Origin of the sequence: Streptomyces sp. NPDC127190, assembly GCF_042672505.1 — a bacterium.
Classification (GTDB): domain Bacteria; phylum Actinomycetota; class Actinomycetes; order Streptomycetales; family Streptomycetaceae; genus Streptomyces.
Genome location: NZ_JBHXVE010000004.1, coordinates 86113 through 98414 on the forward strand (window position 1 = coordinate 86113; position 12302 = coordinate 98414).

The following is a 12302-nucleotide window of genomic DNA, read 5'->3' on the forward strand; positions in this document are numbered from 1 at the left end:
CGGTCCGGCTAGCGTGCGACCAGCCTGCGGGCCGCCTCCTTGATGGAGGCGCGCAGGCGGTCGCGGTCGGTGTCCTGCGTTCCCGTGAGGATGCGCCGCATCTGCGGGACCACGGCCATCCAGTTGGTCAGCCCGGTCAGCAGGAGCAGCAGGTCGCCGGGCGGGATGGCGTCGGTGATCACACCGCGGGCCTGGCCGTCGGCGAAGGCGGCGACCTTGCGGGCGTAGTGCTCCTGGCGGGCCGGTTCGTCGGGCAGCTCGGCGGTGCCGTACTCGAGGCCCTCCCAGAAGAGCAGGCGGAGCAGCTCGGGGTGGGCGGCGTGGTAGTCGAGGAGGTGGTCGACCCAGGCGTCGATGTCGTCGGGGTCGACGGGGACGGCGGCGGCCAGGTCGGTCATGCACCTGCTGAGGACATGGGTGAACAGCTCCGCCTTGTTGCCGAAGTAGGCGTAGATCAGCTGCTTGTTGGCCTTGGCCGCGGCGGCGATGCGGTCGATGCGGGCGCCCGCGATGCCGTGCCGGGCGAACTCGTCGACCGCCGCGGCGAAGATGCGGGCCTTGGTGGCCTCTGGGTCCCTGACTGCTGCCATGAGGTCAGGGTACCGCTTGTAACCAACTATTTGGTTGACGAGGAATGCGTCCGGGGTGCAGGCTGTTGAGCGTTCCAACCAACCAGTTAGTTGAGGCTCAGCGAGGAGATGCCGTCCCTCATGCCGTCAGCAGCCACCCCTACCGCCCACCGGGAGCCCGCGCTCGGCTCCGCCCGGAAGCGGCGGCCCGCCCCGGGCACCGCCCTCCTCCTTCTCATCGCCGTCTGCACCGCGGTCACCGCCGCCAACATCTACCTCGCGGCACCCCTGCTCCCGCTGATCGCCCACGGCTTCGGGGCCACCCCGTCCGGCGTGGCCTGGATCGCCTCGGTCGCCCAGTTCGGGTACGCGGCCGGACTGCTCTTCTTCGCCCCGCTCGGCGACAGCGTCGACCGGCGCCGGCTGGTCGGCGTCCTGTCGCTGGTCGCCGCCGCCGCGCTGGCGGCCGCCGCCGCGGCGACCGGGACCACCGCGCTCGCGGCCGCCGTCCTGGTGGCCTCCGCCGCCACCGTCGTACCGCAGTTGCTCGTGCCCCTGGTCGCCGCCCGGGCCCCCGCCGACCGGCGGGCCCGCCATGTCGCCGCCGTCATCGCCGGACTGTTCACCGGGATCGTGGCGGCCCGGGTGCTCGGCGGTCTGATCGGGCAGGCGTACGGCTGGCGGGTCGTCTTCGCCGGGGCGGCCGTGCTGACCGCCCTGCTGGGCCTGGCCACCGCCCGGGCGCTGCCGCGCGAGGACCGGCCCCGCCGCACCGGCCCGCTGTTCGCCGGGCTCGGCGCGCTGCCCGGGATGGTCCGCCGCTCGCCCGACCTGTGGCGGGCCTGCGTGCGGCAGGCCGGGATGTACGGCGCCTGGAGCGCCCTGTGGACCTCGCTGGCGCTGCTGCTGACCGGACCCCGGTACGGCCTGTCGACCGCGGTGGCCGGACTGTTCGGCCTGTTCGGGCTCTCGGCGAGCGCGGTGGCACCGCTCGCGGGCGGACTCGTGGACCGTTTCGGCGCCGCCAAGGTGGTCCGCTCGGCCTACCTCCTCGCCGCCGTCTGCGTCCCGCTGTTCTGGCTCGGCGGGCACGCGCTCGCCGCGCTCGTGGTCGGGGCGGTCGCGATCCACGCCGCGCTGGTCGCCGCGCACGTCGCCAACCAGACCCTCGCCCTGACCACCACCTCCGCGCCGGCCACCGCCAACACCGCGTACGTGGTGGCGAGTTTCGCCGGCGGCGCCCTCGCCTCCGCCCTGGCCGGCCCGGCCTACGGCCACTGGGGCTGGACCGGAGTCTGCGCGGTGGCGGCGATATGGCTGACCCTGGGCTGGGCCACGACGGCGACACGCCGAACCGGGAGCCCGGCGAAGGCGTCGTAACCCCACCCCGGGGTTCGGCAGGGGCCGCGCTGCTCCAGGACACGGGGTCTCAGCGGGGTAGGCATGCCCGACCGGCCCAAGCCCAAGCCCAAGCCCAAGTCACCGCCGCCCCCCGACCGGTCAACGGCCAAGGCACCCCACCGGGCCCCCACGCCCCCGCCAAGGCGCCCCACGCGTCACAGCGTCGTGATGTCCAGGTCGCCCTCCGCGTACCGCCTGCGGAGCACCTTCTTGTCGAACTTGCCCACGCTCGTCTTCGGGACCGACTCGATCACCGTCCAGCGCTCGGGCAGTTGCCACTTGGCGATGTGGGCCTCTTCCAGGAGGAAGGCGCGCAGGGCTGCGAAGTCGGTCTGTGCGCCCTCCTTGAGGACGACCGTGGCCAGGGGCCGCTCGCCCCACTTGTCGTCGGGTACGGCGACCACCGCGGCCTCGGCGACATCCGGGTGGGCCATCAGCGCGTTCTCCAGCTCCACCGAGGAGATCCACTCGCCGCCGGACTTGATGACGTCCTTGGCGCGGTCGGTGAGGGTGAGGAAGCCGTCGGGGGAGATGGTGCCGACGTCACCGGTCTTCAGCCAGCCGTCCGCGCTGAACTTGTCGTCGGGGCGCAGCGGTTCGGCGTCGGGGCCGTTGTAGTAGGCGGCGGCGATCCACGGGCCGCGGACCTCCAGCTCGCCCGCCGACTCGCCGTCCCAGGGCAGCCGCTCGCCGTCGGGGCCGGTGAGGCGGGCCTCGACTCCGGCGGGGAACCGGCCCTGGGTGATCCGGTAGGCGAACTCCTCCTCGGGGCCGACCGCGTGGGCCGGCGGGCGGGCCACCGTGCCCAGCGGGGACGTCTCGGTCATCCCCCAGGCCTGGCAGAGCCGCATGCCGAGCCGGTCGAAGGCGGCCATCAGGGCGGGCGGACAGGCCGCGCCGCCGATGGTGACCTGGGTGAGGGAGGAGATGTCCCGGGGCCGGTCCGTCAGCTCGGCGAGCAGACCCTGCCAGATGGTCGGGACGGCGGCCGCGTGGGTCGGCCGCTCCCGCTCGATCATCTCGGCGAGCGGGCCGGACTGGAGGAAACGATCCGGCATCAGCATGCTCACACCGGTCATGAAGGTGGCGTGCGGCAGGCCCCAGGCGTTGACGTGGAACTGGGGGACGACGACCAGCGAGGTGTCCCGGTCGGTCAGCCCCATCGACTGGGCCATGTTGACCTGCATGGAGTGCAGATAGATCGAACGGTGGCTGTAGACCACGCCCTTGGGGTCGCCGGTGGTGCCGGAGGTGTAGCACATGGCAGCGGCCTGGCGTTCGTCCAGCTCCGGCCAGTCATAGCTGATCGGCCGGTCCGCGATCAGCTCTTCGTAGTCGTGCACGCGCGCGTGCGAGCCGTGCAGCGGGGTGCGGTCGCCGGGGCCGGAGACGACGATGTGCTCGACCGTCGGCAGCTTCGGCAGCAGCGGCGCGAGCAGCGGGACCAGCGAGCCGTTGACGATGACGACCTTGTCGGCCGCGTGGTTGACGATCCACACCAGCTGGTCGGCGGGCAGCCGCAGGTTGAGGGTGTGCAGCACCGCGCCCATGGACGGCACCGCGAAGTACGCCTCCACATGCTCGGCGTTGTTCCACATCAGCGTGGCCACCCGGTCGTCGCCGCGCACCCCCAGCTCGTCCCGGAGGGCGTTCGCCAGCTGCACCGCGCGGGCGCCCGCCTCGGCGAAGCTGCGCCGCTGCGGCTCGGCCTCTCCGGTCCAGGTGGTGATCCGGGACCGGCCGTGCGCCGTCATCCCGTGCTCCAGGATGCGGGTGACGGTCAGTGGTACGTCCTGCATGGTGCTCAGCACGGCGGTCCTCCCGGGGCGGCGTTGCCTACGCGGTAGTGGATGCCTACGCGGTCGTAGGGATGGCCTGATTCTGCGCACATACCATTCGGTATGTCACTAGGGCGCAGGTCACGGGGTGGAAAATCCGTGACCCCGGGGCGCATTTCCGGTCAGCGGACGAGCACCAGCTCCGGGTCCTCACGGAGCTTGCCGAGCGCCCGCGACACCGCCGACTTCACCGTGCCCACGGAGACCCCGAGGACCTCGGCGGTCTGGGCCTCGCTGAGATCCTCGTAGTACCGCAGGACGACCATCGCCCGCTGCCGGGCCGGCAGCTTGGTGATCGCCCGCCACATGGCGTCGTGCAGCGCCTGCCGCTCCGCCGGGTCGTCCCCGCCCGGCACCGGCTCCGGCTCGGGCAGCTCGTCGCAGGCGAACTCGTCCACCCGGCGCTTGCGCCACTGCGAGGTCCGGGTGTTCAGCAGCGCCCGGCGCACATAGCCGTCCAGCGCCCGCTGGTCCTCTATCCGCTCCCAGGCCAGATAGGTCTTGGCGAGCGCGGTCTGCAACAGGTCCTCGGCATCGAGGGGGTTGGCGGTCAGCGAGCGCGCGGTGCGCAGCAGGACCGGCTGCCGCGCCCGCACGTACGACGCGAACGACGGATACGGGGTCTGCCGCGCTGGTGCGGCGGCGGCCGAGGCGCTGGTGCAGACGGGTGTGGTCATGGCTCCACGCTAGGAGCGGGCACCCGGCCCGCGGATCGCCCGCAGGTCCCGAAGACGAGTCCGACTCAGGTTGTAGGGGTAGGGCTGCCCCCACCTCCTGAAGGTGGACCGAAGGAGGAGTCCTTCTACGGGTTCGACCCTGAGAACCTGCGGGTCCGGCGCCGCCCCGGCCCCGGCACCTGAGTCCCGGCGAGCCGCTGACCTCAGCCGTCCGCCGTCAGGACCAGCCCCGAGGTCGGCACGCCGGTGCCGGCCGTCACCAGGGTCCGGGCGGCACCCGGGATCTGGTTCACGGCGGTGCCCCGCAGCTGGCGCACCGCCTCCGCGATGCCGTTCATCCCGTGCAGATACGCCTCCCCGAGCTGGCCCCCGTGCGTGTTCAGCGGCAGCCGACCCGCGGCCACGAAGTCCGCCGCCTCGCCCTTCCCGCAGAACCCGAACTCCTCCAGCTGCATCAGCACGAACGGGGTGAAGTGGTCGTACAGGATCCCCACGTCGATGTCGGCCGGGCCGAGCCCCGAGGTGCGCCACAGCTGGCGGGCGACCGCGCCCATCTCCGGCAGACCGGTCAGGTCGGCCCGGGAGAAGCTCGTCATCTGCTCCTGCGCCCAGCCCGCGCCCTGGGCGGCCGCCGCGATCACGGCCGGCGGCCGCGGCAGGTCCCGGGCCCGCTCCAGCGAGGTGACGACGAGGGCCTGGCCGCCGTCGGTCTCCTGGCAGCAGTCCAGCAGCCGCAGCGGTTCCACGATCCAGCGGGAGGCCGCGTGTTCGGCGAGGGTGATCGGGCGGCCGTGGAAGTACGCGGCCGGATTGGTCGCCGCGTACCGCCGGCCCACCACGGCCACCTGCCCGAACGCCTCCGGTGTCAGCCCGTGCACGTGCAGATAGCGCCGCGCCGCCATCGCCACCCAGGAGGCCGGGGTGAGCAGCCCGAACGGCAGCATCCAGCCGAGCGCGGCGCCCTCCGCCGACGGCTCCCGGTGCTGTACGCCCGCGCCGAACCTTCGTCCCGAGCGCTCGTTGAAGGCCCGGTAGCAGACCACCACCTCGGCCAGCCCGGTCGCCACGGCGAGCGCCGCCTGCTGCACGGTCGCGCAGGCCGCGCCGCCGCCGTAGTGCACCCGGGAGAAGAAGGACAGCTCCCCCATCCCGCAGGCCTGCGCCACGGTGATCTCCGGGCTGGTGTCCATCGTGAAGGTGACCAGGCCGTCCACGTCCGCGGGTGTGAGCCCCGCGTCGTCCAGCGCGGCCCGCACCGCCTCCACCGCGAGCCGCAGCTCGCTGCGTCCGGAGTCCTTGGAGAACTCGGTGGCTCCGATCCCGACGACCGCGGCCCGCCCGCCGAGGGTGTCGCGTGCGCGCAGACTCATGGGGCGGCCTCCGGGTCGGCGGTTTCGAAGTCGCCGGGTCTTGAGGTGCCGCCCGGGTGCCGCTCCGGGACCGCGGCTTCAAAGGGGGCGCCCGAGTGTTCCTCCGGGACCGCGGCTTCAAAGGGAGCGCCCGAGTGTTCCTCCGGGACCGCGGCTTCAAAGGGAGCGCCCGAGTGCTGCTCCGGGACCGTGACCTGCACCGTCCCCGTGACATGCGTGCCGAGGCCGTTGGCGCCGGTGACGCGGACCGTGGCGGTGTCGCCGGCCACCGCCACGACGGTGCCGGTGAGCACCAGGCGGTCGCCCGGGTAGTTCGGCGCCCCGAGCCGGATGGCGACCTTGCGGAGCACCGCCGTAGGACCGAAGTGGTCGGTGATGTACCGGCCGACCAGGCCGTTCGTGGTGAGGATGTTCATGAAGACGTCCGGGGCGCCCTTCTGCCGGGCCAGCTCCGGGTCGTGGTGGACGTCCTGGTAGTCCCGGGAGGCGATCGCGCCGGCCACGATCAGCGTGCGGGTGACCGGGATCTCCAGCGGGGGCAGTTGCTCACCGGCCCTCATGCCGCTTCCACCACCCGGAACACCGGCAGCGTCAGCTCCTCGTCGCACACCTGGAACTCCAGCCGCACCGGAAGCCCGATGCGCACCTTGTCGTACGGCACCCCGACCACGCCGGCCACCATCCGCACCCCTTCGGCGAGTTCGATCAGCCCGACGGCGTACGGCGGGTCGAAGGCCGGGAAGGGCGGGTGGTGCATGACCACGTACGAGTGGACCGTTCCCGCGCCGGCCGCCTCGACCGTGTCCCAGTCCGGGCCGCCGCAGGCGTTGCAGCCCGGCAGCCAGGGGTGGCGCAGGGTGCCGCAGCCGGTGCAGCGCTGGATGAGGAGCCGGTGTTCGGCCACGCCCTGCCAGAAGCCGGCGTTGTCCCGGTTGACCACGGGCCGGGGGCGCCGGGGCCGGGGCCCGGGGCGGCGGGCCGGGGCGTACTTGAGGATGCGGAAGCGGTGCGTGCCGACCGGCTCGCCGCCGGAGCGGATGTCCATGCGGGTGGTGACGAAGTGGCCGGCGCCCAGGCTGGTCGTCTTGCGGGCCGAGACCGACTCGATCACCGCGTCGAAGGAGACCTCGTCGCCGGGGCGCAGCGGCCGCAGATACTCCTGCTCGCAGTCGGTGGCGACGACGGAGGTGCAGCCCAGCCCGTCGAGCAGGCCGAGGAGTTCGTCGTAGGCGCCGCTGCGGCCCTGGTGTCCGGACAGGCCGCCCATCGTCCAGGCCTGGAGCATGGTGGGCGGCGCGATGGCGTCCGGGCCCCGGTAGGCGGGGTTGGTGTCGCCCATCGCCTCGCACCAGTGCCGGATCATCGCCGCGTTGACCGGATCCTTGCCCGTCCCGGCGACGGCGGCGGGCCGCCCCTCGTACGCCCTGAGCCGTGCCGTCAGCTCTTCTCCGGCCGCCCCCTCCGGTACCGCCATCGTGCGCCTCCCGCCCTCGCTCGACAGGTTTCTGACTGTCCGTCAGATAGGAGGCAGTGTCAAGGCGTGCGGAAACGCCTGCGCGGCGGCACCGAAGTGCCGCCGCGCGGACGTGAGACGACCCCGAAGCACACCCCACGGGAACCCTCACCGGGAGGGGCCCCGCCCGGCGGTCACCACAGCTGGACGAAGTGGACGGCGACGTTCTCGTTGCCCTGCTGGATGGCGGACCAGACGGAGCCGTTGACCTGCGCGGTGTTGCTCTGGTTCGAGGCGCCGGAGCCGACCGCGTTCTGCTGCGTGGTCGACGAGTTGCCGTTGTTGTCGTGGCCGACCCCGCTGCCGACGACACTCGCCACCCCCGCGTTCGATCCGTCGCCCGCGATGGCGCCGTTGTCCGCCGTCGCGACCCCGGCGAAGAGAGCGGCAGCGAGCGGAAGAGCGGAGACGGCGGCGAGAACGCGGGCGGTGCGGATGCTTGCCATGTTTGTTCCTCCCAGAACCAGACACTCGGCGGACCCGAGGGCCTCAGTACACGAACTACGGCTTGCGTCAAGGCAGTTGGCCGACCGCCTCGACTTCGTGGACGACGTCGCGCTCTCAGAATTGCCCACCGAATCCCCGGCGAACCACCACGGAAGCCGCTATTCGCACGCAAGCGTGAGGACAAGTCGATAAACCTGTATCGCCATTTTTGGGCACTTCCCGCCGTACTCCGGCTCGACGGGGATGTTCACCCCGCAATCACGACAAGAGGGGAACCGTTCCTGCGTCATTCCGGCCATTCCCCCCGCCCCCGGCGTGTCCCCGCCGGCCACCCTTCCCTTTTTCGAACGCATGTACGACCATCGATCCATGGCCACCACCGACCGGCAGGCCACGACGCTGGCCCTCGCCCACGCCCTGTCCGCCGCCGAGCACGGCCTGGCCGTCATCCCCCTGTCCCGGACGAAGCTCCCGGCCCTGCGCTCCCCGCACCGCCACGACCCCGTCCCCGCGGCACCGCCCTGCCACGGTGCCTGCGGCCGCTTCGGCCACGGGGTGTACGACGCCTCCACCGACCCCGCCCGGATCCGCGAGATGTTCGCCGCCGCCCCCTGGGCCACCGGCTACGGCATCGCCTGCGGACTCCCGCCGTACCACCTGATCGGCGTCGACCTGGACACCAAGTCCGGCACCGACTCCTCGGCCGCCCTGCGCGAGCTGGCCCTGCGGCACCTCTTCACGATCCCGGAGACGGTCGTCGTCCTCACCCCGAGCGGCGGCCGCCATCTGTGGCTCACCGGCCCGGCCGACACCGTCGTCCCCAACTCGGCCGGCCGGCTCGCCCCCGGCATCGACATCCGCGGCGCCGGCGGCTATCTGGTCGGCCCCGGCTCCCGCACCGACCACGGCGTCTACACCACCGCCCCCGGCACCGGAAGACTGCCTCCGGCGCCCTGCCCGCCCTCCCTGCTCCGGCTCCTCCTGCCCCCACCGCACCCCGCCTCCGGCGGCGCCGGCCATGCGTACGGCCAGGGCCACGGCCTGATCGCCTTCGTCCTCTCCGCACACGAGGGCCAGCGCAACACCCGCCTCTTCTGGGCAGCCTGCCGCGCCTACGAAAACGGCCTCGGCCCCACCCTGGCCACCCCCCTCACAGAAGCAGCCCGCCGCACAGGCCTCTCCGAACAGGAAGCCCGCGCAACAATCGCCTCGGCGGCCCGGATGACGGGACACCGGCCTTGATCCACTCCCGCTAGTGAGCGGAGCTGAACGCAGAAAGGGGCGCCCCTGATGCCGGGGCGCCCCTTCTGAGCTGCGCTTCTATGACCTCTGCGGAGGCGGTGGGATTTGAACCCACGGTGACATCGCTGCCACGACGGTTTTCAAGACCGTTCCCTTCGGCCGCTCGGGCACGCCGCCTTCCACCTCGTTCACCAGGAACGGAACAGGTATGGCATATCGGCCAAGGACCTCGCGCGGGGGCTGTGGTCCACGCGGGGTCCACTGGCTCGGACCCGGCCCAAGATCCATCAGGGGCGACCCTTGGATCGCCCGCAGTTCTTGCCCGACACCGCAGAAGCCTACTGCCGCGCCGGCCGAATCCGTCCTCCCTAGGTCCACCGCCCGTGGTGGCGGAGCCTGGACAGCGCTGCACCTTCTGATCCGTAGGATCGGGCAGGCCGTGGGGCGGGGGCTGCGCCTTACTCCCGACTGATCGCTGACGATCGTGATCAACGGTGTCCGTGTGCCGTCGTTGCCGTCAGGGTTGCCGTCGGCTCCGGACGGTGCCACCGGCTAGGCCCCCAACTGACCTGCACATTCACACCCGCCGTGATCCCCATGACGCAGATCCGATCGGACGTCCTTACACACGCAGAAACCCCCAGCGGCATCCAGCCGATCTGCGTGTGTCCAAGGTCCGCCCCCGCGTCGTCCCGTCCCCCACAGCTCCCGGCCCTCGATCTGCCCGGTCCGCGCGTGGCAGGCGTGGAAGGAGGCCGCCGGCCTCACCGACCCGGACGGCTACGTCTGGCGCCGCCTGCACGACCTCTGGCACACCGTCCTGGGGGGCGGCCTGACGCCCGAGTCCATCGGCGACATCGTCACCCGCGCCGGCGAGAGGGCCGGGATCGAGACCCCCTTCACCGGCCATAGCCCCCCGCCGCAGCCTCGCCACCGCCTCCCGCCTGAAGGGCCACGACCAGATCGTCATCGGCAAGCAAGGCGGATGGGCCCCCACTCCAAGGTCCTCGCCGGCTACCTCGCGGTCGTCGACCAGTGGGAGGACAACGCCCTGCTCGGCGTGCTGTAAGGCGTGTCCAGTATTTCAGCTTGCAGCGGCAGCCATCCTCTCACGGAAGCCCGAGAACTGGCTTGACAATAGACGCGTATAATAGCGTTCACCTCCTTGGAGTGCCTGCTCTGCTACGTCGTTCGGGTGATTCCCCTCCGCCTTGTTGGTCCATTCGGGTTCATCTTTTAAGCTGGAAGAAGAGTGCCGCCGAGAAAGGAACCGTCTCGGCCACGGGGAACAGGCTCACTACGCCGCCAGGCGAGGGGTTCGATATGAGCAATGGCGAGGCTACGACGTTCGTAAACGCAGCGATTTACACCGGGTCGAGCAGGAACCCCAATAATGCGGAGCGAACCGGGTGGTACGGAAGCGGAATTCTCCAGGTGAGCAACGGAAAGATAGTTTCCTGCGCCCTGTGGAGTGGCCCTGGAGAAAGCGACTGGCTCAACCTGAAGGGTTACACGATCATTCCGGGCTTCCACGACTCACACCTGCACCTCATGGGAGGCGGTTGGGCGGAGGTCGGCGGTGAATGTGATCTCCGCGGGACGGTCGAACCTGCCGAATACGAAACTCTCATCAAGAAATGGGCGGTGACCCACAGGGATACGAGCAGGCAAGCCGAGAACGACTGGGTGGCTGGAAGTGGCTGGGCCGTGGAAGCCTTCTTCGACCCGCAGAGTGGTAGGAGATGGCCGACGCGCGAGATACTGGACAGGTGGGTGCCGGACAGGCCGGCGTTCCTCGGTCTTCGCGACGGTCACGCCGCTTGGCTGAACAGCATCGCGCTGGACAAGGCGGCTCTCCCCGAGAGCGACCGCGACGTCATCGGTGGATGGATCGAGCGGGACAGTTCCGGGCGCCCCAGCGGGACCCTGCACGAGTGGGCCACCAACTACGTGAAGGACTCCTGCCCATCCCCCGTGCCCGATGAGAAGCTGGTCCAGAGGGTATTCACCTATGCCCAGAACGAGGTGCTGTTCCGTCGCGGTATCACGGGCTGGCAGGACGCGGGGATCGTCTACACGCCTGGCGGCCAGGCCGACACCTACCGCACAGCACTCGCCAACGGGACATTGAAGGGCCGGGCCACGTGCGCCTTCTTCTGGAATCCGTTCGACGAGCGGCCGGTCAAGGATCAGATCGCCGACCTGTGTGCGGCCAGAAATGGTCTGCAGGACTCGACTCACATCATTGCGGACTCGGTCAAGATATATCTTGACGGGATCGTGGAGAACTGGACTGCGGCACTGCTGGAACCGTACGCCATGAAAACTCAGGTGCCAGGGGATTGTGGGACGCTCCACTATAAGGAAGAGTCCCTCCGGGAAATTGTCGGAGGCCTCGCCAAAATGGGTCTCTCCACCCATTTCCACGCGATAGGCGACGCGGCGGTCGAACAAGCTCTCAAAGTGCTCACCGCCGTCAAGGGGACATTGGCGTCCCATCACCAGATAGCACACCTGCAGCTCGTCACCGATAACGATCTCGCACGTTTCGCAGGCATCGCGTTCGCCAGCATTCAGCCGTCCTGGGCCTGCGGAGGGCAACAGATGGAGCAGTACAACGTCAAGGCACTCGGACCGGTGCGAGCAAAGAGAATGTACCGCTTCAATAGCCTGCGGCAGAAAGGTGCGATTCTGGCTGGGGGATCCGACTGGCCGGTCAGCTCCATGTCCGGGACGCAGAAGTGGCCGAAAGGGAATGTGGATCCGCTCGGGGGCATCTATGTCGCCATGACACGGAAATCGCCGGAGGATCCCGACCTTCCTCCCCTTGAGCCGGAGAAAGAGAAGCTGTCCTTTACGGACGCCCTCGACGCCTATACAACGGGTTCTGCCCAGGCCGGCGGATGGGGTGACCGCAGCCTGGTCTCGGGCCATGCCGCTGATTTCGTGGTCCTCAACAAGAAGCTTGACGAGAACACGTCCGCAGAAGACCTCAGAGAGGTGAAGGTGCTCGCCACCTATGTCGCTGGAGAGGCCGTCTACAAGGCCCCGGAATGGCCCTACTGACACTCCCTCTCGCCGACCCGCACAGCTCCGGCAGCGGACAATGGAACACCGTCGAGCGGTGCATCAACCGCCTCAATCAGTGGCGTAGCATCGCGACCCGCTACGAGAAGACGGCGACCATCCACCTGGGCGCACTCCACATCACCGGCATCTTCCTCTGGTCCGCCCGCTGATCCAAA

At 70.4% G+C, this 12302-nt stretch carries 10 protein-coding genes, 1 tRNA gene and 1 pseudogene; 4 read left to right on the plus strand and 8 right to left on the minus strand.

Annotation, left to right across the window (positions count from 1 at the left end):
- Positions 1-8: 8 nt before the first annotated feature.
- Positions 9-590: a TetR family transcriptional regulator gene (locus tag ACFVIU_RS08515; protein ID WP_385841445.1), complete on the minus strand. Its 582-nt coding sequence runs from the start codon at positions 588-590 to the stop codon at positions 9-11.
- 120 nt (positions 591-710) lie between these two features.
- Between ACFVIU_RS08515 and ACFVIU_RS08520 the strand changes: the two genes are divergently transcribed.
- Positions 711-1949, plus strand: coding sequence for an MFS transporter (locus ACFVIU_RS08520; RefSeq protein ID WP_385841446.1), 1239 nt, complete (start codon positions 711-713; stop codon positions 1947-1949).
- 176 nt (positions 1950-2125) lie between these two features.
- Here the strand turns inward: ACFVIU_RS08520 and ACFVIU_RS08525 are convergent, their stop codons facing one another.
- From ACFVIU_RS08525 to ACFVIU_RS08550, 6 genes and pseudogenes are all read right to left on the minus strand, one after another.
- Positions 2126-3781, minus strand: coding sequence for a long-chain fatty acid--CoA ligase (locus ACFVIU_RS08525; protein ID WP_385841447.1), 1656 nt, complete (start codon positions 3779-3781; stop codon positions 2126-2128).
- Between the two features lie 149 nt (positions 3782-3930).
- The gene (locus ACFVIU_RS08530; protein WP_385841448.1) at positions 3931-4485 is read right to left on the minus strand and encodes a SigE family RNA polymerase sigma factor; all 555 of its coding nucleotides are present in this window, start codon (positions 4483-4485) and stop codon (positions 3931-3933) included.
- A gap of 203 nt (positions 4486-4688) precedes the next feature.
- Positions 4689-5855 carry a lipid-transfer protein gene (locus ACFVIU_RS08535; protein WP_385841449.1) on the minus strand — a complete coding sequence of 389 codons (1167 nt, stop codon included), beginning with the start codon at positions 5853-5855 and terminating at the stop codon, positions 4689-4691.
- A 182-nt stretch (positions 5856-6037) separates the two neighbouring features.
- Positions 6038-6415, minus strand: a pseudogene (locus ACFVIU_RS08540) (MaoC family dehydratase); the annotation flags it as partial.
- Positions 6412-7329 (minus strand): bifunctional MaoC family dehydratase N-terminal/OB-fold nucleic acid binding domain-containing protein, encoded by a 918-nt coding sequence (locus ACFVIU_RS08545; protein ID WP_385841451.1) that lies wholly within the window; start codon positions 7327-7329, stop codon positions 6412-6414. The gene ACFVIU_RS08545 and the pseudogene ACFVIU_RS08540, both read right to left, overlap by 4 nt.
- Positions 7330-7502: 173 nt before the next feature.
- Positions 7503-7814, minus strand: coding sequence for a hypothetical protein (locus tag ACFVIU_RS08550; RefSeq protein WP_385841452.1), 312 nt, complete (start codon positions 7812-7814; stop codon positions 7503-7505).
- A gap of 370 nt (positions 7815-8184) precedes the next feature.
- Here ACFVIU_RS08550 and ACFVIU_RS08555 point away from each other — a divergent pair, with 370 nt between their 5' ends.
- Positions 8185-9057 (plus strand): bifunctional DNA primase/polymerase, encoded by an 873-nt coding sequence (locus tag ACFVIU_RS08555; protein WP_385841453.1) that lies wholly within the window; start codon positions 8185-8187, stop codon positions 9055-9057.
- Positions 9058-9147: 90 nt separating this feature from the next.
- Here ACFVIU_RS08555 and ACFVIU_RS08560 read toward each other — a convergent pair.
- A tRNA-Ser gene (locus tag ACFVIU_RS08560) sits at positions 9148-9234 on the minus strand.
- A 1146-nt stretch (positions 9235-10380) separates the two neighbouring features.
- On the opposite strand from ACFVIU_RS08560, the gene ACFVIU_RS08565 reads away from it, so the two are divergent.
- Together ACFVIU_RS08565 and ACFVIU_RS08570 are read left to right on the plus strand one after the other, a co-directional pair.
- On the plus strand, positions 10381-12123 hold the full coding sequence (locus ACFVIU_RS08565) for an amidohydrolase (protein WP_385841454.1): 1743 nt from the start codon (positions 10381-10383) through the stop codon (positions 12121-12123).
- The gene (locus tag ACFVIU_RS08570; protein ID WP_385841456.1) at positions 12111-12296 is read left to right on the plus strand and encodes a hypothetical protein; all 186 of its coding nucleotides are present in this window, start codon (positions 12111-12113) and stop codon (positions 12294-12296) included. The genes ACFVIU_RS08565 and ACFVIU_RS08570 overlap by 13 nt, the downstream gene beginning before the upstream one ends.
- The last annotated feature ends 6 nt before the right edge of the window (positions 12297-12302 follow it).

Bases quoted from the DNA above. Each gene is read 5' to 3' on its own strand.
- ACFVIU_RS08550 (WP_385841452.1), bottom strand. From the start codon at position 7,814: ATGGCAAGCATCCGCACCGCCCGCGTTCTCGCCGCCGTCTCCGCTCTT.
- ACFVIU_RS08535 (WP_385841449.1), bottom strand. From the start codon at position 5,855: ATGAGTCTGCGCGCACGCGACACCCTCGGCGGGCGGGCCGCGGTCGTC.
- ACFVIU_RS08530 (WP_385841448.1), bottom strand. From the start codon at position 4,485: ATGACCACACCCGTCTGCACCAGCGCCTCGGCCGCCGCCGCACCAGCG.
- ACFVIU_RS08570 (WP_385841456.1), top strand. From the start codon at position 12,111: ATGGCCCTACTGACACTCCCTCTCGCCGACCCGCACAGCTCCGGCAGC.
- ACFVIU_RS08545 (WP_385841451.1), bottom strand. From the start codon at position 7,329: ATGGCGGTACCGGAGGGGGCGGCCGGAGAAGAGCTGACGGCACGGCTC.
- ACFVIU_RS08565 (WP_385841454.1), top strand. From the start codon at position 10,381: ATGAGCAATGGCGAGGCTACGACGTTCGTAAACGCAGCGATTTACACC.
- ACFVIU_RS08515 (WP_385841445.1), bottom strand. From the start codon at position 590: ATGGCAGCAGTCAGGGACCCAGAGGCCACCAAGGCCCGCATCTTCGCC.
- ACFVIU_RS08520 (WP_385841446.1), top strand. From the start codon at position 711: ATGCCGTCAGCAGCCACCCCTACCGCCCACCGGGAGCCCGCGCTCGGC.
- ACFVIU_RS08555 (WP_385841453.1), top strand. From the start codon at position 8,185: ATGGCCACCACCGACCGGCAGGCCACGACGCTGGCCCTCGCCCACGCC.